We start from the raw sequence: 24315 nt of genomic DNA on the forward strand, positions 1-24315 counted from the left end.
CCTTGAAACAGGAAGAGGAATAGCACAATGGGTTTTCTAACCGGTAAGCGCGTACTCATCGTTGGCGTTGCCAGCAAACTGTCCATCGCCTCGGGTATCGCCGCCGCCATGCACCGCGAAGGTGCCGAGCTGGCTTTCACCTACCAGAACGAGAAGCTCAAGGGCCGCGTCGAAGAGTTCGCCGCCGGCTGGGGCTCCAGCGCTGACCTGTGCTTCCCTTGCGATGTGGCCAGCGACGAGGAAATCGCCGCCGTATTCGAAGCGCTGAGCAAGAAGTGGGACGGCCTGGACTGCATCGTCCACTCGGTCGGCTTCGCCCCGGGCGACCAGCTCAATGGCGACTTCACCGAAGTGACCACCCGTGAAGGCTTCAAGATCGCCCACGACATCAGCGCCTACAGCTTCGTCGCCCTGGCCAAGGCCGGTCGCGAGATGATGAAGGGCCGCAACGGCAGCCTGCTCACCCTCTCCTACCTGGGTGCCGAGCGCACCATGCCCAACTACAATGTCATGGGCATGGCCAAGGCCAGCCTGGAAGCCGGTGTACGCTACCTGGCCGGCAGCCTCGGCCCGGAAGGCACCCGCGTCAACGCCATTTCCGCCGGTCCGATCCGCACCCTGGCTGCCAGCGGCATTGCCAGCTTCCGCAAGATGCTGGCGGCCAACGAGAAGCAGACTCCGCTGCGTCGCAACGTCACCATCGAGGAAGTCGGCAATGCCGGCGCCTTCCTCTGCTCCGACCTGGCGTCGGGCATCAGCGGCGAGATCATGTACGTCGACGGCGGCTTCAACACCACCGCCATGGGCGCCATGGAAGAGTGACAGTTGCGCCCGGCACTGCGCCGGGCACAACTCGATGCCGCTAGCGGCATCGACTCAGGCAATAAAAAACCCGCAGATTTGCGGGTTTTTATTGCCTGCACGAACGCCTCGCAGGAGGCGTCCGAGTGGTCGGTTTTAGAAGCGCTCGATATCGGCCTTGGTTTCGAGCTGCTGACGCAGCGCAGCGAAGTCCTGCTGACCGGCACGCGAAGCCAGGAAGTTGCGGTACATGGCCAACTCTTCCTCAGCCAGCGCCTCCTCCGGCACGTTGACGCCATCAAGGCGCAGGACGACATAGTCACCATTGTTCAGCGTTACGCCCGCAAAGCTCGGCTCACCCGCCTTGGCTGGCTTGGGCATACGGAACAGCGCCTGCAGCACCTTCGGCTCGACGCCATCCTGGCTGCGCGTGGCAGCTTCCTGCACCTGCCAGTCACTAACGCTTTCACCGTTCTCGGCAGCAGCCAGCTGCTTCTCGCCTTCAGCCTTGGCGGCAGCAGCAGCACGCTCCTGCTGCAGATGGGCACGAATGCTCTCGGCAACCTGATCCAGCGGCAACTGCTCGGGCTTCTTGTGCTCCTTCACGCGCACCACGACGAAGGTACTCGGATCCAGTTCGATGGTCGAGCTGTTGGTGCCGTCTTCCAGCACCTCAGGGCTGAAGGCAGCCTGCAGCACCTGACGATTGGCAGTGATGCCGGTAGCGCCCCCTTCACGACCAAAAGGTTCACTGGTCTTTACCTCAAGGTTCAGCTCCTGAGCCGGCTGCGCCAGATCCGAAGCCTCGAACGCAGCATCTTCCAGTTGCTTGGTGGCTTCGACGAAGCGCAATTCGACCTGCTGAGTCTTGAAGTCACGCGCCAGCTTGTCCTTGAGACTGTCGAAGCTGGGCACTTCCGGAGCCTGTACACCCAACAGCTTGATCAGGTGCCAGCCGAACTCGCTCTTCACCGGCTCGGAAACCTGATCCTGTTGCAGTGCATAGAGCGCTTCCTCGAAAGCCGGATCGTAGACGCCAGGGCCGGCATAACCCAGATCACCGCCATCGGCGGCAGAACCTGGATCCTGCGAGAATTCCTTGGCCAGGGCCGCGAAATCTTCGCCAGCGTCGACACGCGCCTTGATCTCTTCGATCTTGCTGCGCGCAGCTTCGTCATCGCCTTCGATGAGGATGTGCGCAGCCTGACGCTGCTCGGCCAGGTTGGCGATTTCGCTCTCATAGAGCGGCTGCAGTTCCTCGTCGCTGACTTCGACCTGATCGAAGAAGCTTTCCTTGTGCAGCTCGACGTACTCTAACACCACCTGCTCGGGACTCATGAACTCACTGGCGTGCTCGGCGTAGTACGCCTGGACGTCAGCTTCGCTCAACTCGATCGCAGCCGGGTCGGCCTTGATGGTGAGGCTGGCGAAATCGCGGGTCTGCCGCTCGAGGTTGGCGAACGCACGCGCCTGCTGCTCGGTGACGAAGCTGCTGGCGCCGATACCAGCACGCAACTGGCCAATCAGCATTTCCTCTTCCAGCATCTGACGGAACTGCAGACGGGTATAGCCCATCTGGCGAATGACCTGATCGAAACGGGCGGCATCGAAGCGGCCGTCTACCTGAAACTCGGGCGTCTGCAGAATCACCTGATCCAGCGATGCCTGCGAGAAAGCGAAACGAGCATCGCCTGCCGCCTGAAGCAGCAGCTTGCGCTCGATCAGCCCCTTGAGCGATGCCTCACGCAGCAGGCGATCATCGAGCAGCGAGGCATCGAAATCACGTCCCAGCTGCTGCAGCAACTGACGACGCTGCATTTCAACGGCCTGATTGAGCTCGTCGAGGGTAATGGTGTCACCGTTCACGTCGGCCGCATTATTGCGGTTACTGGTACCGGTGACGATGGCCTCGAAGCCGGTAAACGCCATCAGCATAACGATGAGGCCGATGATGGTTTTGGCAATCCAACCGCGTGAATTGTCCCTGATGTTTTGCAGCATGCTTCCCCCAGAACGACTGTACAGAGCCACCAGCCGCGCAGTGTGGGTAATTCCGGATAGAAGAAAGGCGCATCCTAGGATGCGCCTTCTCATAACGTGTCAAGCGATCAATACAGGCATAAAAACTGTCTGCCCGGTCGCCCAACAACCGCCAGAAAGGCCTGACGGCGAGACAAATTCAGAAGACGCTTAGTTGACAGCGTCTTTCAGAGCCTTGCCAGCTTTGAAGCCCGGGATCTTGGCAGCAGCGATGTTGATCGGCTTGCCAGTCTGCGGGTTGCGGCCAGTGCGAGCAGCACGCTCTTTGACAGCGAAGGTGCCGAAGCCAACCAGTACGACAGAGTCACCAGCCTTGAGGGCGCCAGTGACGGATTCAATCACTGCATCCAGCGCGCGGCCAGCAACAGCTTTCGGGATATCAGCAGATGCAGCGATAGCATCGATCAGTTCCGACTTGTTCACTCTAAGTCCCCTTATTTCTGTTGAGTTTGTTTCTTGATTTTTAGTCTAAGCAAAGCGGGTGCTGGATGGCCTGCCGACACAATAAGAGCAGCTTTATAACAAGGGCTCAAAAATTGTGTCAAGGAAGCCGTCCGGCTAATGCGTGCTGATTCGCTCCTTGGAATCAGACTCGCGCTTGTCATCCGTTGCAACCATCTCGGGAGCCGCATCGGGTAAGGGCTCCGGGGCGTATTGCAGCGCAATTTGCAGGACCTCGTCAATCCATTTAACCGGTTTAATCTGCAGGTCTTGTTTAATATTTTCCGGAATTTCTTTCAAATCACGCACATTTTCTTCGGGAATGATCACGGTCTTGATTCCACCCCGATGCGCCGCCAGAAGTTTCTCTTTCAGCCCGCCGATGGCCAGTACCTGACCCCGCAGGGTGATTTCACCAGTCATGGCGACATCGGCACGAACCGGAATCTGGGTCAACGCCGAGACCAGTGCCGTGCACAGGCCAATACCCGCACTCGGGCCATCCTTCGGTGTGGCACCCTCAGGCATGTGGATGTGAACGTCGCGCTTCTCGTTGAAATCAGCCGCGATCCCCAGGCTTTTCGCGCGACTGCGCACTACAGTCATCGCCGCCGTCATGGACTCGGCCATGACATCACCCAGCGAGCCGGTCTTGATCAATACGCCCTTGCCAGGCACCACAGCGGTCTCGATAGTCAGCAACTCGCCACCGACCTGAGTCCAGGCCAGACCGGTCACCTGACCGATCTGATCCTGCTGTTCGGCAAGGCCGTAGCGGTGCTTGCGTACGCCAAGGAAATGCTCGAGTGACGCAGCCGTCACAGTAACCTGGAAACGCTTCTCGCCAATGTGCTCCCTGACCGCCTTGCGGCAGACCTTGGCGATCTGCCGCTCCAGACTGCGCACACCGGCCTCGCGGGTGTAGTAGCGGATGATGTCGCGGATGGCCGCCTCGTCGAATTCCAGTTCGCCCTTCTTCAGACCATTGGCCTTGATCTGCTTGGGCGCCAGGTACTTGATGGCAATGTTGACCTTCTCGTCCTCGGTGTAGCCCGGCAGACGGATGACCTCCATGCGATCCAGCAATGGACCGGGGATGTTCATCGAGTTGGCGGTGCAGAGGAACATCACGTCCGACAGGTCGTAGTCGACCTCGAGGTAGTGATCGTTGAAGTTGTGATTCTGCTCCGGGTCGAGCACTTCCAGCAGCGCCGACGCAGGATCACCGCGCATGTCCTGACCCATCTTGTCGATCTCGTCGAGCAAAAACAGCGGGTTGCGCACGCCCACCTTGGTCATCTTCTGGATTAGGCGGCCCGGCATCGAACCGATATAGGTGCGGCGATGGCCACGGATCTCGGCCTCATCACGCACGCCACCGAGCGCCATGCGCACGAACTTGCGGTTGGTCGCGGTGGCGATGGACTCGGCCAGCGAGGTCTTGCCCACACCGGGCGGACCGACCAGGCACAGCACCGGCCCCTTGAGCTTCTTCACCCGCTTTTGCACGGCGAGATATTCAAGAATGCGCTCCTTAACCTCTTCCAGGCCGTAATGGTCGGCATCGAGAATGCTCTCTGCGCGCGCCAGATCCAGACGCACCTTGCTCTCGGCCTTCCACGGCACATTGACCAGCCAGTCGATGTAGGAGCGCACCACAGTCGCTTCGGCGGACATCGGCGACATCTGCTTGAGCTTGTTCAGCTCGGCATTGGCCTTGGTCAGCGCTTCCTTGGTCAGCCCGACGTTATCGATGCGCTTCTTCAGCTCGTCAAGTTCGTTGTGACCTTCGTCGATGTCGCCCAGCTCCTTCTGAATGGCCTTCATCTGCTCATTCAGGTAGTACTCGCGCTGGCTGCGCTCCATCTGCTTCTTCACCCGACCACGGATGCGTTTCTCGACCTGCAGCAGGTCGATCTCGGCGTCCAGCAGTGCCAGCACATGCTCGACACGGGCGGACAACGAGGTGATCTCGAGAATCTCCTGCTTCTGCTCGATCTTCAGCGCCATGTGCGCGGCCATGGTGTCGACCAGGCGGCTGGGCTCATCGATGCTGTTGAGCGAAGACAGGACTTCAGCCGGAACCTTCTTGCCCAGCTGTACGTACTGCTCGAACTGGCTGAGCAGGCTGCGAGTGAAGACCTCAGACTCACGCTCGAGCGTCTCACCCTCTTCGATCAACTGCACCTCGGCCCGGCAGTGATCATCGAGCTCGATGAAGCGCTCGATGGAACCGCGCTGCTCACCCTCCACCAACACCTTGACAGTGCCGTCGGGCAGCTTGAGCAGTTGCAGCACGGTGGCGACGGTGCCTACGCGATACAGATCCTGATCGCTCGGATCATCCACCGCCGGATTCTTCTGGGCCACCAGCAGAATCTGCTTGTCGCCCGTCATCGCTGCCTCCAGGGCTTCGATGGATTTCTCGCGCCCGACGAAAAGCGGGATGACCATGTGCGGATAGACCACTACATCGCGCAATGGCAGGAGAGGCAATTCGATGGTTGTCTTCATGATTTCGGCTCAGCGGCGGCCATAAGGCCGTAAACAGGCGGGATTACCCTTGGCTTTTAAGATGGGGGTAGCTCCCGTAAAAAACAAGCGCAATGTCCAGAAAAGCGAAGGGGCCCAAAGGGCCCCTTCTTTGCAACGTGTGACAGTCATCAGGCGTCTGGCGCGGCCTTGGCCTGAGGCTCGCTGTTCTCGTAGATCAGCAGCGGCTTGGACGAACCTTCGATGACGCTCTCGTCGATCACCACCTTGCTCACGTCCTGCTGGGACGGGATCTCGTACATGGTGTCGAGCAAAATGCCCTCGAGAATCGAACGCAGACCACGTGCACCGGTCTTACGCTCCAGCGCCTTCTGTGCCACGGATTTCAGTGCATCGGAGCGGAACTCCAGATCCACGCCTTCCATTTCGAACAGTTTGGCGTACTGCTTGGTCAGTGCGTTCTTCGGCTCGGTGAGAATTTGCACCAGCGCAGCCTCATCCAGTTCCTCGAGCGTCGCGATCACCGGCAGGCGACCGACGAACTCGGGGATCAGGCCGAACTTGACCAGATCGTCCGGCTCTACTTCACGCAGCGATTCGCCGATCTTCTTACCTTCCTGCTTGCTGCGTACCTCGGCACCGAAACCGATTCCGCCCTTGGTGGAGCGCGCCTGGATGACTTTCTCCAGACCGGCAAACGCACCGCCGCAGATGAACAGGATGTTGCGCGTGTCGACCTGCAGGAACTCCTGCTGTGGATGCTTGCGCCCACCCTGCGGCGGAACCGAGGCCACAGTACCCTCGATCAACTTGAGCAGCGCCTGCTGCACGCCCTCGCCCGACACGTCACGGGTGATCGACGGGTTGTCGGACTTGCGCGAGATCTTGTCGATTTCGTCGATGTAGACGATACCCATCTGGGCCTTCTCGACATCGTAATCGCACTTCTGCAACAGCTTCTGAATGATGTTCTCGACGTCCTCCCCCACATAACCGGCTTCGGTCAGGGTGGTGGCATCGGCGATGGTGAACGGCACATTGAGCAGGCGTGCCAGGGTTTCAGCCAGCAGCGTCTTGCCCGAACCGGTCGGACCGATCAGCAGGATATTGCTCTTGCCCAGCTCGACATCATCTTTCTTGTCACGCTGATTGAGGCGCTTGTAGTGGTTGTACACCGCTACCGACAGCACCTTCTTGGCACGCTCCTGACCGATCACGTACTGATCGAGGATGCCGCTGATTTCCTTGGGCGCCGGAAGTTTGTGCGCGCTGCTCTCGGCCTGGGCTTCCTGCACCTCCTCGCGGATGATGTCATTGCACAGGTCGACGCATTCGTCGCAGATGAAGACGGAAGGACCGGCGATCAACTTGCGCACTTCATGCTGGCTTTTGCCGCAGAAGGAGCAATAAAGCAGTTTGCCGTTGTCCTCACCGTTACGGGTGTCAGTCATTCGATCAATCCAATACGGTAGGCTTGAAACACAAGATGAAGGCAAATGCGGGCATTTTCAAGGGCGCAGGTCGCGCCATTCAAGAATGCCCGCAGCAGATGCATCACCTAGACCGGCATTTGACGCTTTTCATGCACGGCATCGACCAGACCATATTCCACGGCGCGCGACGCACTCATGAAGTTGTCGCGATTGGTATCGCGCTCGATGGTTTCCAGGCTCTGACCGGTGTGATGCGCCAGCAGCTCGTTCAGACGCTCGCGAATGAACAGAATTTCCTTGGCATGGATCTCGATATCCGAGGCCTGCCCCTGGAAGCCGCCCAGCGGCTGGTGAATCATCACCCGCGAGTTCGGCAGACAGAAACGTTTGCCCTTGGCACCGCCCGCCAGCAGGAATGCCCCCATACTGCAGGCCTGGCCAATGCAGGTGGTGGACACGTCGGCCTTGATGAACTGCATGGTGTCGTAGATCGCCATGCCGGCAGTCACCGAGCCGCCCGGTGAATTGATGTACAGGTGGATGTCCTTGTCCGGGTTTTCTGCCTCCAGAAACAGCAACTGGGCGCAGATCAGGTTGGCCATGTAGTCCTCAACCGGACCGACAAGGAAGATCACGCGCTCCTTGAGCAGGCGCGAATAGATGTCGTAGGCACGCTCGCCCCGAGCGGATTGCTCGATGACCATCGGCACCAGGCCGCCAGCGGCCTGAATTTCAGGCATGTTTTGCATAAAAGGATTGCGGGACATGTCTTGCGCTCACTCCCCAATAGTCATGTCTCAAATACGCATAAGCCAGCACTGAGGCTGGCTTATGGTGGTGTGCTCGAACGAGGTTGCCAGATCAGTCGGCTTTAGGAGCTTCCGCCGGCTTGACTGCGTCTTCGTAGGAAACCGCTTTATCGGTCACGTTGGCCTTCTGCAGAACAGTATCTACAACTTGCTCTTCCAGTACAACCGAACGCACTTCGTTCATTTGCTGGTCGTTCTTGTAGTACCAGGCAACGACCTGCTCAGGTTCCTGGTAAGCAGAAGCCATCTCTTCGATCAGCTCACGAACACGGGCTTCGTCGGGCTTCAGCTCGAACTGCTTGACCACTTCAGCGACGATCAGACCCAGCACAACACGGCGCTTGGCTTGCTCTTCGAACAGCTCGGCCGGCAGTTGATCGGGCTTGATGTTGCCACCGAACTGCTGAACGGCCTGCACACGCAGACGGTTCACTTCGTTGCCGATCAGCGCCTTCGGCACTTCGACCGGGTTGGCAGCCAGCAGACCGTCCATGACCTGGTTCTTGACCTTGGACTTGATGGCCTGACGCAGTTCGCGCTCCATGTTCTTGCGAACTTCGGCGCGGAAACCTTCCAGACCGCCTTCCTTGATGCCGAACAGAGCAAAGAATTCGTCGTTCAGCTCAGGCAGTTGCGGCGCGGATACGCTGTTCACGGTAACGGTGAACTCGGCGGTTTTGCCGGCCAGATCAAGATTCTGATAGTCCTCGGGGAAGGTCGGGTTGATAACGCGCTCTTCGCCGGCTTTGGCACCGACCAGGGCATCTTCGAAGCCCGGGATCATGCGGCCGGAACCCAGCACCAGCTGAGTGCCCTTGGCGCTGCCGCCGGCGAAGGCCTCGCCGTCGATCTTGCCGACGAAATCGATATTCAGTTGGTCGCCGCTCTCGGCAGCACGCTCGACAGCTTCGAAGCGGGTGTTCTGCTTGCGCAGGATGTCGAGCATGTTGTCGACATCGCTGTCAGCCACGTCAGCCTGCAGACGCTCGATAGCGATGGAATCGAGACCTGTCACTTCGAACTCGGGGAACACTTCGAAAGTAGCGACGTATTCCAACGCCTTGCCCTTCTCGAAAGACTTCGGCTCAACGGCCGGAGCACCCGCCGGATTCAGCTTCTGCTCAACAACAGCCTCATAGAAGGTCGCCTGGATCAGATCGCCCAGAGCTTCCTGACGCGCAGCATCTTCGTAACGCTGACGGATGACGCTCATCGGCACCTTGCCAGGGCGGAAGCCAGGAACCTTGGCACGACGGGCAGTCTGTTGCAGACGCTTGTTGACTTCGGTCTCGATGCGCTCGACGGGTACGCCGACGGTCATGCGGCGCTCAAGAGCAGAAGTGCTTTCAACAGAAACTTGCATGGATATTCCTCGTTGCACAGACATAAGCCGGCTCGAACCGGCCCCGAATTCAAGGCCAAGCATTCTAGAGGGTCAATGTGCAGAAGTCACCCTAGAAGCAGGCGGCAGTCGGGAAGGGCTATATGAAGATGGTGCGGACGGAGAGACTCGAACTCTCACACCTTGCGGCGCCAGAACCTAAATCTGGTGTGTCTACCAATTTCACCACGTCCGCGTGGTTTTTAGCTTGAAACAAAAACGCCAGGCTTTATGCCTGGCGCTTTGGAATATGGGGTGGACGATGGGACTCGAACCCACGACAACTGGAATCACAATCCAGGGCTCTACCAACTGAGCTACGCCCACCATATTGCATTTGCTTACTCAACTTGCCTGACCGCCAAATGGCGCACCCGGCAGGACTCGAACCTGCGACCATCCGCTTAGAAGGCGGATGCTCTATCCAGCTGAGCTACGGGCGCTTATCCATCCGCTAGTGCAGACTTACAAGCTTTCGACTTGAACCTCGCCACTAGAGCTTGGATCTTGCCGTCTCACCCAGCGAGTGGCTGTTCCTGAGAAGCGGGGCGAATGTTATAGACGGCTCCCAACCTCGTCAACAGAAATTTTCAAAAAAATTCAGCGATTTAAAGGAGTTACGCGAAAACAGCGGCAGGCGCCTTTGCCCGAGTGAGCACCCATGCGAGAATGCGCGTCCTTTTTTCATCCTTATTAATGGTTAACCAGCGCAATGACCGCACAACTGATCGACGGCAAGGCGATCGCCGCCAGCCTCCGCCAGCAGATTGCCCAACGTGTCGCCGAACGTCGCCAGCAAGGCCTTCGTGCGCCAGGCCTGGCCGTGATTCTGGTCGGCACCGATCCTGCTTCCCAGGTCTATGTGTCACACAAACGCAAGGATTGCGAAGAAGTCGGTTTCCTCTCACGCGCCTATGACCTGCCAGCAGAGACCAGCCAGGCCGATTTGCTCGCCCTGATCGACGAGCTCAACGAAGACCCGGCCATCGACGGCATCCTGGTGCAGCTGCCGCTGCCGGAGAATCTGGATTCTTCCCTGCTGCTTGAGCGCATTCGCCCAGACAAGGATGTGGACGGCTTCCACCCCTACAACATCGGTCGCCTGGCGCAGCGCATGCCGCTGCTGCGTCCCTGCACACCGAAGGGCATCATGGCCCTACTGGAAAGCACGGGCGCCGACTTGTACGGCATGCATGCCGTAGTCGTAGGCGCGTCCAACATCGTTGGCCGACCAATGGCCATGGAGTTGCTGCTGGCCGGCTGTACCGTGACCGTTACCCACCGCTTCACCAAGGATCTGGCTGGTCATGTCGGCCAGGCCGATATCGTCGTGGTCGCTGCCGGCAAGCCGGGCCTGGTCAAGGGTGAGTGGATCAAGCCGGGCGCCATCGTCATCGATGTTGGCATCAACCGCCAGGACGATGGCACACTGGTTGGCGACGTGACCTTTGATGCCGCCCTGCCCCGCGCTGGCTGGATCACCCCGGTACCAGGCGGTGTTGGCCCGATGACCCGCGCAGGCCTGCTGGAGAATACCCTGCACGCAGCCGAGCACCTGCATAAATAAGTAGCGTGGCATAACGAACAACGGCACCCTCGGGTGCCGTTGTCGTTTCTGCCACTCGGATCAGTTGCGCGCCTGCTCCCAGGATTTGAGCAGCTCGTCGTAGGCGATGGTTTCGCCCTTGGGCTTCTCGTTGGCCAGCTTGGGCTTCGGTGCACCCGGCTGATCGAACCAGTACTGCGGATCACGCGGCTCGTTCAGCTTCGGCCCGCACTCACCCAGTACACCGGAGCGTTCCAGGCGACCAAGCATGGTGTCCTGCGCTGCGGCCAGGCCATCGAGCGCCTGTTGCGGGGTCTTGTCGCCGCTGGCAGCCTCGGCGATGAACTGCCACCAGAGCTGTGCCAGGCGCGGATAGTCCGGCACGTTGGTGCCGGTCGGCGTCCACTGCACACGTGCCGGACTGCGGTAGAACTCCACCAGACCACCCAGTTTGGGCGCTACGTCCGTCATTGCCTGCGAGTTGATGTCCGACTCGCGGATCGGCGTCAGGCCGACCAGGGTCTTCTTCAGTGAGACGGTCTTGGAGGTGACGAACTGCGCGTAGAGCCAGGCGGCCAGGCGCTGCTTTTCCGGGGTGGACTTGAGGAAGGTCCAGGAACCGGTGTCCTGATAGCCGAGCTTCATGCCCTCCTCCCAGTACGGCCCCTTCGGCGACGGCGCCATGCGCCATTTCGGCGTGCCGTCTTCGTTGACCACCGGCAGACCGGGCTTGGTCATGTCGGCGGTAAAGGCGGTGTACCAGAAGATCTGCTGGGCGATGGCGCCCTGCGCCGGCACCGGGCCGGCCTCGGAGAAGGTCATGCCCTGCGCTTCCGGCGGCGCGTATTGGCGCATCCAGTCGACGTACTTCTGCGTAGCGAATACCGCCGCCGGGCCATTGGTGTCACCGCCACGGGCGACGCTGGAGCCCACGGGACGGCAGCCGTCGACGCGAATACCCCACTCGTCCACCGGCAGACCGTTGGGCAGGCCCTTGTCGCCGCCGCCAGCCATGGAGAACCAGGCATCGGTGAAGCGCCAGCCCAGCGACGGATCCTTCTTGCCATAGTCCATGTGACCGTAGACGCGCTGACCATCGATCTCCTTGACGTGCACCGAGAAGAACTCGGCGATGTCCTCGTAGGCCGACCAGTTGACCGGCACGCCCAGCTCGTAGCCGTAGATTTCCTTGAACTTGGCCTTCAGCTCCGGGCGCTCGAACCAGTCGGCACGGAACCAGTAGAGGTTGGCGAACTGCTGGTCGGGCAATTGATACAGCTTGCCGTCAGGGCCGGTGGTGAAGGAAATGCCGATGAAGTCCTCGAGATCCAGGGTCGGCGAGGTGAAGTCCTTGCCCTCACCTTCGATCATGTCGCTGATCGCCACCGCCTTGCCGTAGCGCGCATGGGTGCCGATCAGGTCGGAGTCGTTGACCCAGCCGTCGTAGATGTTCTTGTCCGACTGCATCTGCGTCTGCAGCTTCTCGACCACGTCGCCTTCCTGCAGCAGGTCGTGCTTGAGTTTGATCCCGGTGATTTCGCTGAAGGCCTTGGCCAGCACCTTGGACTCGTACTCGTGGGTGGTGATGGTTTCCGACACCACGCTGATGTCCATGCCACGAAACGGCTCGGCGGCCTTGATGAACCACTTCAGCTCTTCGAGCTGCTGCTCGGGCGTCAGGGTCGAAGGGTTGAACTCCTCGGCGATCCATTTCATCGCGGCCTCTTCATAGGCATCCGCCCAGGCCGCACCGCTCAAACCGGACAACGCCAGCAAGGCGGCCAACGCCATGCTATGTCGGGTCTTGTTGTTATTGTCGAACATAGAGACCTCCATCTCAGGATTTGGGGAGAGGCATACCGGCGGCAGCCCGGCTCAGCCCCAGCGCATGACTGCGCACAACCACAACAGCGATAGCAGCGACGCTATCCACACGCTCCAGTCGGTCACGCCTATCACCAGCAGGTGCAGATAGGCGCTGCCGAGCAGACCGATAAACAGCCGATCACCCCGGGTGGTGGTGATCGGCAGAAAACCCTTGCGCTCGACGCACGGCCAGCGCAGCTCGACCAGCGTCATGCCGGCCAGCAGTACGGCGATGCCGCCGAAGAACAGCGCGGTTGGTAGAGTCCAGGCCATCCAGCTCATGACGAACCTCCCTTACACGCGACCGAGGGCGAAGCCCTTGGCCACATGGTTGCGAACGAACCAGATCACCAGCATCCCGGGGATGATGGTCAGCACCCCGGCAGCGGCGAGCACACCCCAGTCGATGCCGGAGGCGGAAACGGTACGGGTCATCACAGCGGCGATGGGCTTGGCGTCTACCGAGGTCAGGGTGCGCGCCAGCAGCAGCTCGACCCAGGAAAACATGAAGCAGAAGAACGCGGTGACGCCGATGCCGGAGCGGATCAGCGGGATAAAGATCTTCACGAAGAATTTCGGGAAGCTGTAGCCGTCGATATAGGCCGTCTCGTCGATTTCCTTGGGCACGCTGGACATGAATCCTTCGAGAATCCACACCGCCAGCGGCACGTTGAACAGGCAGTGCGCCAGCGCCACGGCAATGTGGGTGTCGAACAGGCCGATGGACGAGTACAGCTGAAAGAACGGCAGCAGGAACACTGCCGGCGGCGCCATGCGGTTGGTCAGCAACCAGAAGAACAGGTGCTTGTCGCCAAGAAAGCGATAGCGCGAGAAGGCATAAGCCGCCGGCAGCGCCACGCTGAGCGAGATCAGGGTGTTGAGGCTGACGTAGTACAGCGAATTGAGGTAGCCCTCGTACCAACTGCGGTCGGTAAAGATCACCCGGTAGTTGTCCAGGGTGAAACTCTGCGGCCACAGGCTGAGACCACCGAGGATCTCGGTATTGCTCTTGAACGACATGTTCAGCAGCCAGTAGATCGGCACCAGCAGGAACAGGAAATAGATCAGCAGTACCAGGCGTTTGCGTAGCGTCATGGTCGGCCTCAGCGGGTTTTGTCGTCGTGGGTCATGGCGGTGTAGAACAACCAGGACACCAGCAGGATGATCAGGAAGTACACCAGCGAGAACGCCGCGGCCGGGCCCAGGTCGAACTGACCGATGGCCATTTGCGTCAGGGTCTGGCTGAGGAAGGTGGTGGCGTTGCCAGGCCCGCCGCCGGTGAGCACGAAGGGCTCGGTGTAGATCATGAAACTGTCCATGAAGCGCAGCATCACCGCGATCAGCAGCACGCTTTTCAGCTTGGGCAGCTGGATATGGCGGAACACCGCCCAGTTCGACGCGCGGTCAATGCGCGCCGCCTGGTAATAGACGTCAGGAATAGCGCGCAGGCCGGAGTAGCACAACAGCGCCACCAGCGAGGTCCAGTGCCAGACGTCCATGATCAGCACCGTCACCCAGGCATCCATGGTGTTGGAGGCATAGTTGTAGCTGATGCCCAGCTTGTTCAGCGCCCAGCCCATCAGGCCGATGTCGGCGCGGCCGAAGATCTGCCAGATGGTACCGACCACGTTCCACGGGATCAGCAGCGGAATGGCCATCAGGATCAGACACAGCGACGCCCAGCGCCCGCGTGTCGGCATGCACAAGGCGATGGCGATGCCCAGCGGGATCTGGATCAGCAGCACGCAGGCGGAGAAGATGAACTGGCGCAGCAGCGAGTCGTGCAGGCGCGGGTCCTGCAACACCTGGCGATACCAGTCGACGCCAACGAAGTAGCGCGTGGACGGATCGAAGATGTCCTGCACCGAGTAGTTGACCACCGTCATCATCGGCACGATGGCGCTGAACGCCACCAGCAGGAACACCGGCAGCACCAGCCACCAGGCCTTGTTGTTCTGCACCTTCATGGCGCCACCTCCACCAGGTAGTCGTCGGCATAGAGCATCAGCCACTGCGCCGGAAAGCTCAGGTACACCTGTTCGCGCGGCACGGGCTGATCCTCCTGCAAGCGCGCCTTGAGCACCTGGCCGTCGAGATCGAAGGTGAGGATCTTGTAGGTGCCGAGATCCTCGACGTGCAGCACGCGGGCGCACAGAGCGTCTTCGTAGACGCCGTCCCAGATGTGCACGAACTCGGGACGGATACCGACCTGCAGACGTTTGCCGTCCAGTTCGGCCAGGCGCTGGTTGAGCGCGTCGGACAGCGGCAACACCGTTCCGGCAAAACGCACCCCGCCCTCGCAGCGCTGTACCTCGATCAGGTTCATTCCCGGACTGCCGATGAAATAGCCGACGAAGGTGTGTCCGGGGCGCTCGAACAGCTCGCGCGGCGTGCCGAACTGGACGATCTGTCCGCCATACATCACCGCGATCTTGTCGGCGAAGGTGGAAGCCTCCAGCTGATCATGGGTGACGTAGACCATGGTGATGTTGAACTGCTCGTGGATCTGCTTGAGCTTGCGTCGCAGCTTCCATTTCAGGTGCGGGTCGATCACCGTCAGCGGTTCGTCGAAGAGAATCGCCGACACGTCGTCGCGCACCAGGCCACGGCCCATGGAAACCTTCTGCTTCTCGTCGGCAGTAAGGTTGCGCGCCTTCTTGTGCAGCAGCGGATGCAGCTCCAGCACCTCGGCGATCTCGTGCACCTTGCTCATCACCCGCGCCTCGTCCATGCCCTGATTGCGCAGCGGGAAGGCCAGGTTGTCGAACACCGTCATGGTGTCGTAGACCACAGGGAACTGGAAAACCTGGGCGATGTTGCGCTCTTGCGGCGACAAGGTGTTGACCGCCTTGCCATCGAACTGCACCTCGCCCTGCGACGGGCTGAGCAGGCCGGAGATGATGTTGAGCAACGTCGACTTGCCGCAGCCCGACGGCCCCAGCAGCGCATAGGCACCGCCCTGCTGCCAGACATGGTTCATCTCACGAATCGCATAATCCTGCGGCGCGTTCGGCGCAGCGCTGTAGCTGTGCGCCAGGTTGTGCAAACGAATCTCGGCCATCAGGCAGCCCTCCCCTGACGACGACTGGGCGCCTGCACCAACTGCCCATCGGCAGCGAAGACGAAGAGTTTGTGGGTCGGGATGTAAATCAGGATCGGCGTATCCACCGCGTACTCGTGCACCCCCGGCAGGTGCAGCACCAGCACGAACTGCTCGTTGCGTACATGCAGGAAGGTTTCCGAACCGCTGATCTCGGCCAGCTCCACGGTTACCGCTAGCTCCAGATCATCGTCATTGGACGGCACTAGGCCGATATGACTAGGGCGCACGCCAAAACGGTACTCGCCCTCGGCGATGCCGCGCAGATCGGGGTTGAGCGGAAAATGCACGCAATCGGCGAAGCTCACCTCAGTGCCACTGATGCGTCCAGGCACCAGGTTGATCGCCGGTTCCGAGAACAGCTCGGCGGCCAGCATCTGCTGCGGACGGTGGTAGACCTCGGCGGTCTTGCCGCTCTGCACCACCCGCCCTTCATGCAGGATGGTGGTGGTGCCACCCAGGGCCAGCGCCTCGTTGGGCTCGGTGGTGGCGTAGATGGCGATGGTGTGGCGCGCCTGGAACAGCTCGTGCATTTCCTGGCGCAGCTCCTCACGCAGCTTGTAATCGAGGTTGACCAGAGGCTCGTCGAAGAGAATCAGCGAGGCGTCCTTGACCAGCGCCCGGGCCATGGCCGTGCGCTGCTGCTGGCCGCCGGACAGCTCCAGCGGATAGCGCGACAACAGTTTGTCGATGCGCAGCATGCGCGCGGTAGCCTCGACCTTCTCGACGATCTGCTCCTTGGCCACACCGGCCTGGCGCAGCGGCGAGGCGATGTTCTCGAACACCGTCAGGGTCGGGTAGTTGATGAACTGCTGATAGACCATCGACACGTTGCGCTGGCGCACCGGCATACCCGTGACATCGGCGCCGTTCATCAGCACACGGCCGCTGCTGGGCCGATCCAGACCGGCCATCAGCCGCATCAGGCTGGTCTTGCCGGCCAGGGTGCGGCCGAGCAGGACGTTGAATGAGCCGGGTTCGAAACTCAGGCAGGCATCGTCGATATGCACCTGGCCATCGACGATACGGGTGACGTGTTCGAGCTTGAGCGACATGGCCTGTCCTTTTTCTTGTCGTGCCATTCGATTGCGAACATCGATAGCGACAAGCGTGCCAGCCCCCAAAAATAAACGTATCTCGTTGATCAGAATCGAAAAATCCGCCAAATAACGGTGCAGCGACGGATTGCCACTGAACACTTTTGAACAGTCGAATGTGAACAACTGAACAATTCGTTCGTTGACTTTGAACAGACTTGAACGAAACTGGATCGATCGCGGCGCAGATCGCGAGCCAACAAGAAGAGATCGCACCATGACAGAAGCTGCCCGCGCACCGGCGCATGACGCCATCATCCAGGAGTCCTGGTCGCGCTGCCGTGACTACGGCCTGACCCATCAGAGCGCGCCTCGCTTCGACCCTCCGGCGCCAGGCGATCTTTCGGCCCTGCTGGAAAGCCGCCAGGCCTTGGTGCAGACCACTCATCAGGAAGTGCTGCCCTACTACGGCACCATCCTGTCCAACTCCAACTGCCTGATCATGCTCGCCGACGACCAGGGCCGGCTGCTGCAATCTTGGGGCGACCAGCGCTTCATCGAGCCGCGCCAGGCCGCAGGCTTCATTGCCGGCGCCAGTTGGTTGGAACGCTACACCGGCACCAATGCCATCGGCACCGCGCTCAGTTGCGGCCAGGCCGTGCATATCCAGCACGATGAACACTTTCTCAAGGCCAACCGTTTCATGACCGGCTCGGCCTCGCCGATCTTCGACGAGCAACGGCGGATGATCGCCGTGCTCGACGTGTCCAGCGACAGCTACCTGCCGCCGGCGCATACCCTGGGCATGGTCAAGATGATGAGCCAGTCGGTGGAGAACCGCCTGATCCTCAAGTTGTTCGCCGACCAGTACCACCTGCTCAGCTTCAACACCAGCCTGGACAACCTCGACAGCCCCTGGGCCGGCCTGGTGGTGTTCGACGAGCAGGGCCACGTGGTGTCGGCCAATCGCCGTGCCGACAATCTGCTCGGCCAGCCTTTGACCTACGGCGCCATCGAGCAGCTGTTCGACGTGCCTCTACAACAGTTGCTCAACCAGCCGGACGGCCAGCCGTTCAACCTGCGCACCAGCGGCCACTTTCGTTTTCACGCACGGGTACGGCGCCCTGCCAGACCAGCCCCCATTCAGCCTCGCGATTTCCGACCACAGAGCACTGCGAGCACGCCACAAGAGCCTCATCTGCATGCGCTGAGCCTGGGTGACGCACGCATGGACAAGGCCATCCGCCAGACCGAACGCCTGCTGGAAAAGGACATCCCGATTCTGGTGCAGGGCGAGACCGGGGCCGGCAAGGAGGTTTTCGTCAGGGCGCTGCATCGCACCAGCTCACGCGCCGAGCAGCCCTTCATCGCGGTCAACTGCGCGGCCATTCCGGCGGAGCTGGTGGAGTCGGAATTGTTCGGCTACGAGAAAGGCGCCTTCACCGGCGCCAGCCAGAAAGGCCATATCGGGCTGATCCGCAAGGCGCACAAGGGCACGCTGTTTCTCGACGAGATCGGCGACATGCCGCTGCGCGTGCAGGCCCGCCTGCTGCGCGTGCTGCAGGAGCGCTGCGTGCAGCCACTGGGCAGCAGCGAGCTGCATCCGGTCGACGTGCGTCTGGTGTCTGCCACCAACCGCCCGCTACGCCAGGACGTCGACAGCGGCCAGTTCCGCGCCGACCTGTACTACCGCATCAGCGGCCTGAACCTGGAGCTGCCGCCACTGCGTGAGCGCAGCGACAAGCAGGCGCTGTTCCAGAGACTGTGGGAACAGCACCGTGAACCCCAGCAACGGGCCGGCATCAGCCGCGAGGTACTGGAGCTGTTCCAGCATCACCCCTGGCCGGGCAATTTGCGTCAGCTCAGCAGCGTCCTGCGCGTGGCCCTGGCCATGGCCGACGACCAGCCCATCCGTGCCGAACACCTGCCGGACGACTTCTTTCTCGATCTGCCGACAGAGGCGCCCCTGCCAGCGAATCTCGAGCTGGATGATGGTGACCTGGCCAGCCAGTACCAGGCGTGCGGCGGTAATATCTCCTACCTGGCCCGCCACCTGGGTCTGAGCCGCAACACCCTGTACAAGCGCCTGCGTGAACAGGGCGTCAGACCCTGAACCTTTGTTCGAAGAATTGGCCCAAGCCATACATTTGCCATCGCACTCGCCCATCGAGTAGCATAGGCGTCGTCCCGCCAAGAAAGGAACTCAGCATGCGCCACCTGTACCGCCCTCTGTTCGTCGCCCTGGCGCTGCTGGCCGCCAGCCACGCGCCGGCCGCACCTTCACTGGAAACACAGGTGGACGCCGCTGCGAAGTCGATGATGCAGACCCATGCCATTCCCGGCATGGCCATCGCCATCAGCCACAAGGGGCAGTCGCATTTCTTCGAATACGGCGTCGCATCCCTTGAAAACGGCCAGACGGTGGATCGCCATACCCTTTTCGAGCTGGGCTCGATCAGCAAACTCTTCACCGCCACCCTCGGCGCCTACGCCGAAGCGCGCGGCACGCTGAACCTCAGTGACAACGCCAGCCAGTATCTGCCGGCCCTGCAGGGCAGCGCCTTCGATCACATCAGTTTGCTGGATCTGGCCACTTACACCTCGGGCGGCCTGCCACTGCAGTTCCCGGACACGGTCAGCAACGAACGGCAGATGCTCGATTACTACCGCAACTGGCAGGCGGTGTATCCGCCGGGTACGCAGCGGCTGTATTCCAACCCCAGCATCGGCCTGTTCGGCCACCTGGCAGCAGCCAGTCTGGCCAAGCCGTTTCAGCAGTTGATGGAGAAGGATCTGCTGCCGCAACTGAGCATGCAGGAAAGCTACGTCCGTATACCGACCGAGCAGATGGAGCACTATGCCTGGGGCTACCGCGACGACAAGGCGGTGCGCGTGACGCCCGGCGCGCTGGATGCCGAAGCCTACGGGTTGAAATCTACTGCCGCCGACGTGCTACGCTTCATCGACGCCAATCTGCACCCGGATCAACTACCCGCACCACTGCGCCAGGCGATCAGCGCAACACATCGTGGCTACTACCAGGTCGGCGACATGACTCAGGCGCTGGGCTGGGAGCGCTACGCCTACCCCATCAGCCTAGAAAAACTGCAGGCTGGCAACTCAGCAGAAATGGCGCTGCAACCGCAGACCGTGGCGCGTTTCGCTGCGCCCAAGCCTGCCGAAGGTGACCTGCTGCTGAACAAGACCGGCTCGACCAACGGCTTCGGCGCCTACATCCTACTGCTGCCGGCGCGCGATACCGGCCTGGTGATACTCGCCAACCGCAATTACCCCAATGCCGAACGCGTGCGCCTGGCCTTGCAATTGCTGGACGCGATCGAGCCGTAGGGTGCGCTGTACGCACCACCGCCCCGGAGCCCGGATGAAATCCGGAAACCATGGCTGGCGCCAACCATCCCCGGATTGCATCCGGGCTACGCTCGCTCAGACGCATAGTGCCTCCCATAGAGACGACGTCATCAACAAGCCGTAAGACCGTAGGGTGCGCTGTGCGCACCACAGCCCCCGTAGCCCGGATGAAATCCGGGAATCATGCCGGCGGATACGCGTGCGCACAGTGCCACCCTACACCTGGGATACAGGGCCGCAGGAACGACAAAGGCCGCTGAAAAGCGGCCTTTGTCGTCGAGCACCAACCTTATTCGGCCAGGCGCCAGGTGGTGCCGCCCTTGCCATCTTCCAGCACCACACCCATGGCCGTGAGCTGGTCGCGGATGCGGTCGCTTTCCGCCCAGTTCTTGTCGGCGCGAGCCTGCAGGCGCGCAGCGATCAGCGCCTCGACTTCAGCGGCATCGACCTTGCCGGCAGCACCGGCCTGGAGGAAGGCCTCGGGCTCGAGTTGCAGCACACCCAGCACGCTGGCCATTTGCTTGAGCTGGGCGGCCAGGCCGGCGGCGGCTTGAACGTCCGATTCACGCAGGCGGTTGACCTCGCGGATCATCTCGAACAGTACAGCGCAGGCTTCCGGCGAGTTGAAGTCATCGTCCATCGCCGCGCCGAAGCGCTCGACGAAGGCTTCGCCGCCGGCAGGCGCAGCTTCCGGCAGCCCCTTGAGGCCGTTGTAGAAGCGCTCCAGGGCGCCCTTGGCTTCCTTGAGGCTCTCTTCCGAATAGTTGATCGGGCTGCGGTAATGGCTGGACACCAGCAGGTAGCGCACCACTTCCGGGTGGTACTTCTCCAGCACCTCACGGATGGTGAAGAAGTTGCCCAGGCTCTTGGACATCTTCTCGCCATCCACGCGCACCGCGCCGGCGTGCATCCAGGCATTGGCGTACTGCTTGCCGGTGGCCGCCTCGCTCTGCGCGATCTCGTTTTCGTGGTGCGGGAACACCAGATCCGGGCCGCCGCCGTGAATGTCGAAGGTCTCGCCGAGGCAGCAGGTGGACATCACCGAGCATTCGATATGCCAGCCCGGACGCCCCTTGCCCCAGGGCGATTCCCAGCTCGGCTCGCCCGGCTTGGCGCCTTTCCAGAGCACGAAGTCCAGCGGGTCTTCCTTGATTTCGTCGACTTCGATGCGCGCGCCGATCTTCAGCTCGTCGATCTTGCGCCGCGACAGCTTGCCGTAGGTTTCGAACTTGGTGACACGGTAATACACGTCACCATTGCCCGGTGCGTAGGCGAAGCCCTTGTCGATCAGGGTCTGGATCATCTGGTGCATCCCGGCAATATGGCCGGTGGCGCGCGGCTCGATGTCCGGGCGCAGCACGCTCAGGCGCGCCTCGTCCTCGTGCATCGCGGCGATCATGCGTTCAACCAGTGCCTCGAACGGCTCGCCGTTGTCATTGGCGCGCTTGATGATCTTGTCGTCGATGTCGGTGATATTGCGCACGTAGGTCACGTCATAGCCGCGCTGACGCAGCCAGCGGGTGACCACGTCGAAGGCGACCATCACCCGGGCGTGACCGATGTGGCAGAAGTCATAGACAGTCATGCCGCACACGTACATGCGCACGCTGTTACCGATCAGCGGCTTGAACGGTTCCTTGACCTTGCTGAGCGTGTTGTAGATCGACAGTGCCATTACTGCCCCCACGAATCGCGCAGCGTAACGGTACGGTTGAACACCAGGGCACCGGCGGTCGAGTCCTTGTCCAGGCAGAAGTAGCCTTCGCGCTCGAACTGGAAGCGGTCATCGGCAGCGGCCTGGGCCAGCGACGGCTCGGCGCGGCAACCGGTGAGCACCACCAGCGAATCCGGATTGATGTTGTCGAGGAAGCTACCGCCCTCTTCCGCTTTCTCGGGGTTGGCCGAGCGGAACAGACGATCGTACAGACGCACTTCGCACTCGACGCTCTCGGCAGCCGGCACCCAGTGGATCACGCCCTTGACCTTGCGGCCTTCCGGGTTCTTGCCCAGGGTGTTCTCGTCATAGGAGCAGCGCAGCTCAACGATGTTACCGGCGGCGTCCTTGATGGCTTCGTCAGCACGGATCACATAGCTGCCGCGCAGGCGCACTTCGCCGCCTGGGATCAGGCGCTTGAAGCCGTCCGGCGGGGTTTCTTCGAAGTCGCTGGCGTCGATGTAGATCTCGCGGGAGAAGGGCAGCACGCGCACGCCCATGTCCTGCTTGGGATGGCGCGGCAGTTCGAGGTTTTCAACCTGACCCTCGGGGTAGTTGGTGATCACCACTTTCAGTGGTTTGAGCACGCACATGGCGCGCGCGGCGTTGGCATCCAGGTCATCGCGAATGGCGAACTCGAGCATGCCGATATCCACCAGGCCGCCGGCGCGGTTGACGCCGATCATGTCGCAGAAGGCGCGGATCGAAGCCGGGGTATAGCCACGGCGACGGTAACCGGACAGCGTCGACATGCGCGGGTCGTCCCAACCGTTGACGTGACCTTCGTCGACCAACTGCTTGAGTTTGCGCTTGCTGGTGATGGTGTAGTTCAGATTCAGGCGGGCGAACTCGTACTGACGCGGCTGCGCGGGCACCGGCAGGTTGGCCAGGAACCACTCGTACAGCGGGCGGTGATCTTCGAACTCCAGGGTGCAGATGGAGTGGGTGATGCCCTCGATGGCGTCCGACTGACCATGGGTGAAGTCATAGCTCGGGTAGATGCACCACTTGTCACCGGTCTGGTGGTGATGGGCGTGGCGAATGCGATAGAGGATTGGGTCGCGCAGGTTGATGTTCGGCGAGGCCATGTCGATCTTGGCACGCAGCGAGCGGGCGCCATCGGGGAACTCGCCGGCTTTCATGCGGGCGAACAGGTCGAGGTTTTCCTCGACAGTGCGGTCACGGAACGGACTGTTCTTGCCCGGCTCGGTCAGGTTGCCACGGTATTCGCGCATTTCCTCGGCATTGAGGTCGCAGACAAAGGCCTTGCCCGCCTTGATCAGCTCGATGGCCCAGGCATGCAGTTGGTCGAAATAGTTGGAGGCGTAGCGCTCCTCACCGGCCCACTTGAAACCCAGCCATTCGACGTCGGCCTTGATCGCGTCGATGTATTCCTGATCTTCCTTGGCCGGGTTGGTGTCGTCGAAACGCAGGTTGCACTGGCCGCCGAACTCTTCGGCCAGGCCGAAGTTCAGGCAGATGCTCTTAGCATGGCCAATGTGCAGGTAGCCGTTGGGCTCCGGCGGGAAGCGGGTCACGATCTTGGCGTGCTTGCCGCTGTCCAGATCAGCCTGGACGATGGGGCGCAGGAAGTTGGCAGCTTTTTCGACAGTAGGCTTGCTCATGGTGTCCTTAACAATACTGGCGCGGCACAGGGTAGGCCGCCTCGGGCAAAGTCCGTATCATAACCAACCTGTCAAGCCCCTGACAGGGTACATGCCACCCTGACAAGCGCTATTCACCTCGGGCCACTGGCCCGAACCTGCCTCATCACGGATACGATCATGATCAAACTGCACACCAACCACGGCGTCATCACCCTGAACCTGTTCGCCGACAAGGCCCCGGAAACCGTGGCCAACTTCGAGCAATACGTGAAGGAAGGCCATTACGACGGCACCATCTTCCACCGCGTAATCGGCAACTTCATGATCCAGGGCGGCGGTTTCGAGCCAGGCATGAAGCAGAAGCCGACCCGCGCACCGATCAAGAACGAAGCCAACAACGGCGTCGCCAACAAGGTCGGCACCATCGCCATGGCCCGGACCATGGAGCCGCATTCGGCCAGCGCGCAGTTCTTCATCAACGTCGCCGACAACAGCTTCCTCAACCACAGCGCGCCGACCGTTCAGGGCTGGGGCTACGCCGTATTCGGTGAAGTGGTCGAAGGCATGGACGTGGTCGAGAAGATCAAGGGCGTCGCCACCACCATGAAATCCGGCCACCAGGACGTACCGGTGGACGACGTGATCATCGAGAAGGCCGAAGTCGTAGCCGAGTAAATC

Annotated in this window: 19 protein-coding genes and 3 tRNA genes; 5 read left to right on the forward strand and 17 right to left on the reverse strand. The window is 61.0% G+C overall.

Features of this window, described 5'->3' with window-relative positions:
* Positions 1–27: 27 nt before the first annotated feature.
* Complete coding sequence (gene fabI / locus J7655_RS11925) at positions 28–822, forward strand: enoyl-ACP reductase FabI (protein WP_230924635.1); 795 nt, start codon at positions 28–30, stop codon at positions 820–822.
* Between the two features lie 135 nt (positions 823–957).
* Here the strand turns inward: fabI and J7655_RS11930 are convergent, their stop codons facing one another.
* The 9 genes from J7655_RS11930 to J7655_RS11970 all read right to left on the reverse strand — a co-directional run bounded on the left by J7655_RS11930 (position 958) and on the right by J7655_RS11970 (position 9841).
* Complete coding sequence (locus J7655_RS11930; RefSeq protein ID WP_230924636.1) at positions 958–2802, reverse strand: SurA N-terminal domain-containing protein; 1845 nt, start codon at positions 2800–2802, stop codon at positions 958–960.
* Between the two features lie 189 nt (positions 2803–2991).
* Entirely contained in the window at positions 2992–3264 is a 273-nt protein-coding gene (gene hupB / locus J7655_RS11935) for a nucleoid-associated protein HU-beta (protein WP_003282502.1), read from the reverse strand.
* Between the two features lie 135 nt (positions 3265–3399).
* Positions 3400–5796 carry an endopeptidase La gene (gene lon / locus J7655_RS11940; protein ID WP_230924637.1) on the reverse strand — a complete coding sequence of 799 codons (2397 nt, stop codon included), beginning with the start codon at positions 5794–5796 and terminating at the stop codon, positions 3400–3402.
* Between the two features lie 149 nt (positions 5797–5945).
* Positions 5946–7226: an ATP-dependent Clp protease ATP-binding subunit ClpX gene (gene clpX / locus J7655_RS11945; protein WP_159971142.1), complete on the reverse strand. Its 1281-nt coding sequence runs from the start codon at positions 7224–7226 to the stop codon at positions 5946–5948.
* Positions 7227–7333: 107 nt separating this feature from the next.
* Positions 7334–7975, reverse strand: a complete 642-nt coding sequence (clpP, locus tag J7655_RS11950; RefSeq protein ID WP_230924638.1) for an ATP-dependent Clp endopeptidase proteolytic subunit ClpP — start codon at positions 7973–7975, stop codon at positions 7334–7336.
* Between the two features lie 94 nt (positions 7976–8069).
* Positions 8070–9380 (reverse strand): trigger factor, encoded by a 1311-nt coding sequence (gene tig / locus J7655_RS11955; protein WP_230924639.1) that lies wholly within the window; start codon positions 9378–9380, stop codon positions 8070–8072.
* A gap of 129 nt (positions 9381–9509) precedes the next feature.
* Positions 9510–9594, reverse strand: a tRNA-Leu gene (locus J7655_RS11960).
* A gap of 55 nt (positions 9595–9649) precedes the next feature.
* Positions 9650–9725, reverse strand: a tRNA-His gene (locus tag J7655_RS11965).
* A 39-nt stretch (positions 9726–9764) separates the two neighbouring features.
* Positions 9765–9841: transfer RNA gene (locus J7655_RS11970), tRNA-Arg, on the reverse strand.
* A gap of 269 nt (positions 9842–10110) precedes the next feature.
* On the opposite strand from J7655_RS11970, the gene folD reads away from it, so the two are divergent.
* Complete coding sequence (folD, locus tag J7655_RS11975) at positions 10111–10965, forward strand: bifunctional methylenetetrahydrofolate dehydrogenase/methenyltetrahydrofolate cyclohydrolase FolD (protein WP_230924640.1); 855 nt, start codon at positions 10111–10113, stop codon at positions 10963–10965.
* 60 nt (positions 10966–11025) lie between these two features.
* Here the strand turns inward: folD and J7655_RS11980 are convergent, their stop codons facing one another.
* The 6 genes from J7655_RS11980 to J7655_RS12005 are packed head-to-tail and all read right to left on the reverse strand — an operon-like array spanning position 11026 to position 16965.
* Positions 11026–12768: an ABC transporter substrate-binding protein gene (locus tag J7655_RS11980; protein WP_230924641.1), complete on the reverse strand. Its 1743-nt coding sequence runs from the start codon at positions 12766–12768 to the stop codon at positions 11026–11028.
* A gap of 51 nt (positions 12769–12819) precedes the next feature.
* Positions 12820–13092, reverse strand: coding sequence for a DUF2160 domain-containing protein (locus tag J7655_RS11985; RefSeq protein WP_003239937.1), 273 nt, complete (start codon positions 13090–13092; stop codon positions 12820–12822).
* A gap of 12 nt (positions 13093–13104) precedes the next feature.
* The gene (locus J7655_RS11990; RefSeq protein WP_037000801.1) at positions 13105–13905 is read right to left on the reverse strand and encodes a carbohydrate ABC transporter permease; all 801 of its coding nucleotides are present in this window, start codon (positions 13903–13905) and stop codon (positions 13105–13107) included.
* An 8-nt stretch (positions 13906–13913) separates the two neighbouring features.
* Positions 13914–14777 (reverse strand): carbohydrate ABC transporter permease, encoded by an 864-nt coding sequence (locus tag J7655_RS11995; protein ID WP_230924642.1) that lies wholly within the window; start codon positions 14775–14777, stop codon positions 13914–13916.
* Positions 14774–15871 carry an ABC transporter ATP-binding protein gene (locus tag J7655_RS12000; protein WP_230924643.1) on the reverse strand — a complete coding sequence of 366 codons (1098 nt, stop codon included), beginning with the start codon at positions 15869–15871 and terminating at the stop codon, positions 14774–14776. Before J7655_RS12000 ends, J7655_RS11995 begins: the two co-directional genes overlap by 4 nt.
* Complete coding sequence (locus tag J7655_RS12005) at positions 15871–16965, reverse strand: ABC transporter ATP-binding protein (RefSeq protein ID WP_230924644.1); 1095 nt, start codon at positions 16963–16965, stop codon at positions 15871–15873. Before J7655_RS12005 ends, J7655_RS12000 begins: the two co-directional genes overlap by 1 nt.
* A gap of 259 nt (positions 16966–17224) precedes the next feature.
* On the opposite strand from J7655_RS12005, the gene J7655_RS12010 reads away from it, so the two are divergent.
* Positions 17225–19060: a sigma-54-dependent Fis family transcriptional regulator gene (locus J7655_RS12010; protein WP_230924645.1), complete on the forward strand. Its 1836-nt coding sequence runs from the start codon at positions 17225–17227 to the stop codon at positions 19058–19060.
* 95 nt (positions 19061–19155) lie between these two features.
* A complete protein-coding gene (locus J7655_RS12015; protein ID WP_230924646.1) occupies positions 19156–20295 on the forward strand; it encodes a class C beta-lactamase PRC-1 in 1140 nt (379 codons plus the stop codon).
* 310 nt (positions 20296–20605) lie between these two features.
* On the opposite strand, the gene cysS is transcribed toward J7655_RS12015, so the two are convergent.
* Positions 20606–21991, reverse strand: coding sequence for a cysteine--tRNA ligase (cysS, locus tag J7655_RS12020; RefSeq protein WP_230924647.1), 1386 nt, complete (start codon positions 21989–21991; stop codon positions 20606–20608).
* Positions 21991–23655 carry a glutamine--tRNA ligase/YqeY domain fusion protein gene (locus tag J7655_RS12025; RefSeq protein WP_230924648.1) on the reverse strand — a complete coding sequence of 555 codons (1665 nt, stop codon included), beginning with the start codon at positions 23653–23655 and terminating at the stop codon, positions 21991–21993. Before J7655_RS12025 ends, cysS begins: the two co-directional genes overlap by 1 nt.
* 159 nt (positions 23656–23814) lie before the next feature.
* Here J7655_RS12025 and J7655_RS12030 point away from each other — a divergent pair, with 159 nt between their 5' ends.
* Positions 23815–24312: a peptidylprolyl isomerase gene (locus J7655_RS12030; RefSeq protein ID WP_119691148.1), complete on the forward strand. Its 498-nt coding sequence runs from the start codon at positions 23815–23817 to the stop codon at positions 24310–24312.
* Positions 24313–24315: the final 3 nt, after the last annotated feature.

It is taken from the genome of Pseudomonas wenzhouensis, assembly GCF_021029445.1.
GTDB lineage: Bacteria > Pseudomonadota > Gammaproteobacteria > Pseudomonadales > Pseudomonadaceae > Aquipseudomonas > Aquipseudomonas wenzhouensis.

Excerpts from the sequence above, each read along its gene's own strand:
- J7655_RS11930 (WP_230924636.1), bottom strand. The coding sequence starts at position 2,802 with ATGCTGCAAAACATCAGGGACAATTCACGCGGTTGGATTGCCAAAACC.
- lon (WP_230924637.1), bottom strand. The coding sequence starts at position 5,796 with ATGAAGACAACCATCGAATTGCCTCTCCTGCCATTGCGCGATGTAGTG.
- J7655_RS12000 (WP_230924643.1), bottom strand. The coding sequence starts at position 15,871 with ATGGCCGAGATTCGTTTGCACAACCTGGCGCACAGCTACAGCGCTGCG.
- J7655_RS12030 (WP_119691148.1), top strand. The coding sequence starts at position 23,815 with ATGATCAAACTGCACACCAACCACGGCGTCATCACCCTGAACCTGTTC.
- cysS (WP_230924647.1), bottom strand. The coding sequence starts at position 21,991 with ATGGCACTGTCGATCTACAACACGCTCAGCAAGGTCAAGGAACCGTTC.
- fabI (WP_230924635.1), top strand. The coding sequence starts at position 28 with ATGGGTTTTCTAACCGGTAAGCGCGTACTCATCGTTGGCGTTGCCAGC.
- tig (WP_230924639.1), bottom strand. The coding sequence starts at position 9,380 with ATGCAAGTTTCTGTTGAAAGCACTTCTGCTCTTGAGCGCCGCATGACC.
- J7655_RS12005 (WP_230924644.1), bottom strand. The coding sequence starts at position 16,965 with ATGTCGCTCAAGCTCGAACACGTCACCCGTATCGTCGATGGCCAGGTG.
- J7655_RS11980 (WP_230924641.1), bottom strand. The coding sequence starts at position 12,768 with ATGTTCGACAATAACAACAAGACCCGACATAGCATGGCGTTGGCCGCC.
- J7655_RS12015 (WP_230924646.1), top strand. The coding sequence starts at position 19,156 with ATGCGCCACCTGTACCGCCCTCTGTTCGTCGCCCTGGCGCTGCTGGCC.
- J7655_RS11990 (WP_037000801.1), bottom strand. The coding sequence starts at position 13,905 with ATGACGCTACGCAAACGCCTGGTACTGCTGATCTATTTCCTGTTCCTG.
- clpX (WP_159971142.1), bottom strand. The coding sequence starts at position 7,226 with ATGACTGACACCCGTAACGGTGAGGACAACGGCAAACTGCTTTATTGC.
- folD (WP_230924640.1), top strand. The coding sequence starts at position 10,111 with ATGACCGCACAACTGATCGACGGCAAGGCGATCGCCGCCAGCCTCCGC.
- J7655_RS12025 (WP_230924648.1), bottom strand. The coding sequence starts at position 23,655 with ATGAGCAAGCCTACTGTCGAAAAAGCTGCCAACTTCCTGCGCCCCATC.
- J7655_RS12010 (WP_230924645.1), top strand. The coding sequence starts at position 17,225 with ATGACAGAAGCTGCCCGCGCACCGGCGCATGACGCCATCATCCAGGAG.
- clpP (WP_230924638.1), bottom strand. The coding sequence starts at position 7,975 with ATGTCCCGCAATCCTTTTATGCAAAACATGCCTGAAATTCAGGCCGCT.
- J7655_RS11985 (WP_003239937.1), bottom strand. The coding sequence starts at position 13,092 with ATGAGCTGGATGGCCTGGACTCTACCAACCGCGCTGTTCTTCGGCGGC.
- J7655_RS11995 (WP_230924642.1), bottom strand. The coding sequence starts at position 14,777 with ATGAAGGTGCAGAACAACAAGGCCTGGTGGCTGGTGCTGCCGGTGTTC.